General features: G+C 68.6%; 1 protein-coding gene. It reads left to right on the top strand.

The genetic code is table 11. The annotated features are described in order from the left end of the window. Positions 1–23: 23 nt before the first annotated feature. A partial coding sequence (locus ACFWI9_RS34720; RefSeq protein WP_387169391.1) for a beta-propeller fold lactonase family protein occupies positions 24–1,075 on the top strand: 1,052 nt, incomplete at its 3' end.

Here is a 1,075-nt window from a genome sequence, read left to right as displayed (position 1 = left end):
CGTTCAGTGGTCGCCCTGGAAGGATGCCGTCGAGCGGGCGGTTGGGCCGGTACGTGCTGGGGCTGCTGCTGTCCCTGGTGATGGCGGCGGCGGCAGTCGCCGCAGTTCCGCCCACCGAGGCGGCGGCGGTACCGCCAGGCACCTACGCTTACGTCGCCAACAGATTCGACGACAATGTGTCGGTGATCGACACCGCCACCGACACCGTCATCACCACCATCCCGGTCGGCGACGCCCCTATCGGGGTGGCGGTCACCCCGGACGGTACCCGCGCCTACGTCACCAACATCGGCGACGACAATGTGTCGGTGATCGACACCGCCACCGACACCGTCGTCGCCACCATCCCCGTGGGCGACAATCCGCGCGGGGTGGCGGTCACCCCGGACGGCACCCGCGCCTACGTCACCAACAACGTCAGCAACGACGTGTCGGTGATCGACACCGCCACCAACACGGTCATCGCCACCGTCCCCGTCGGCAGCACCCCGGAAGAGGTGGCGATCACCCCGGACGGCACCCGCGCCTACGTCACCAACCAAGGCAGCAACGATGTGTCGGTGATCGACACCGCCACCAACACCGTTATCGCCACCGTCGGCGTCGGCAGCTTCCCTGCCGGGGTGGCGATCACCCCGGACGGCACCCGCGCCTACGTCGCCAACGTCGGCAGCAACGATGTGTCGGTGATCGACACCGCCACCAATACCGTCATCACCACCGTCGGCGTCGGCGCCGCCGCTGTCGGGGTGGCGATCACACCGGACGGCACCCGCGCCTACGTCAGCACCGGCGCCGACACTGTGGTGGTGATCGACACCGCCACCAACACCGTCATCACCACCATCCCCGCCGGCGACAACCCTCTCAGGTTGGCGGTCACCCCGGACGGCACCCGCGTCTACGTCACCAATAACCTCAGCGACGATGTGTCGGTGATCGATACCGCCACCAACACGGTCATCGCCACCGTTCCGGTCGGCAACGGCCCCGTCGGGGTGGCGATCGCGGTGGTGCCGGTTCCGACAGCGCCGGCGTTCACGCTGCTGAAGACCGTCGGCGGGACGTTCACCCC

This window comes from Streptomyces sp. NPDC127084 (genome assembly GCF_042724175.1).
In the GTDB taxonomy this organism is placed as follows: domain Bacteria; phylum Actinomycetota; class Actinomycetes; order Streptomycetales; family Streptomycetaceae; genus Streptomyces.
The sequence above is the reverse complement of the archived record's forward strand: the minus strand, read 5'-3'. Positions and strand labels throughout refer to the sequence as shown.